The organism is Mesorhizobium caraganae, from assembly GCF_016836705.1.
GTDB lineage: Bacteria > Pseudomonadota > Alphaproteobacteria > Rhizobiales > Rhizobiaceae > Mesorhizobium > Mesorhizobium caraganae.
The window spans coordinates 1-471 of the sequence record NZ_JAFCGY010000129.1 but is presented as its reverse complement, the minus strand read 5'-3'; the positions used below and the strand labels follow the sequence as shown (position 1 = coordinate 471).

Annotated in this window: 1 protein-coding gene; it reads left to right on the top strand. The window is 44.2% G+C overall.

Annotation, left to right across the window (positions count from 1 at the left end):
* Positions 1 to 92 precede the first annotated feature (92 nt).
* On the top strand, positions 93 to 359 hold the full coding sequence (minE, locus tag JQK88_RS35610; RefSeq protein ID WP_001185665.1) for a cell division topological specificity factor MinE: 267 nt from the start codon (positions 93 to 95) through the stop codon (positions 357 to 359).
* The last annotated feature ends 112 nt before the right edge of the window (positions 360 to 471 follow it).

The following is a 471-nucleotide window of genomic DNA, read 5'->3' as shown; positions in this document are numbered from 1 at the left end:
CCGTAGAACGTCTGTTGGGAGAAGAACGTCCTTTCCGCTTCATTGAAGAAGAGAAGAAAGGCTTCCTCAAACGCTTGTTCGGAGGATAAATTATGGCATTACTCGATTTCTTTCTCTCGCGGAAGAAAAACACAGCCAACATTGCAAAAGAACGGTTGCAGATTATTGTTGCTGAACGCCGTCGCAGCGATGCAGAACCGCATTATCTGCCGCAGTTGCGTAAAGATATTCTTGAGGTCATTTGTAAATATGTACAAATTGATCCTGAGATGGTAACCGTACAGCTTGAGCAAAAAGATGGCGATATTTCTATTCTTGAGCTGAACGTGACCTTACCGGAAGCAGAAGAGCTGAAATAAGCCCGCTGTAAAAGCGCATTTATCTTCAAGGCAGAGTCATCTCTGCCTTGAGTTTTTCATCCCTCTCATCCACGTTGTGGTAAAGCGGCGAGTATTCTTGCTGATACTATTC

Bases quoted from the DNA above. Each gene is read 5' to 3' on its own strand.
- minE (WP_001185665.1), top strand. From the start codon at position 93: ATGGCATTACTCGATTTCTTTCTCTCGCGGAAGAAAAACACAGCCAAC.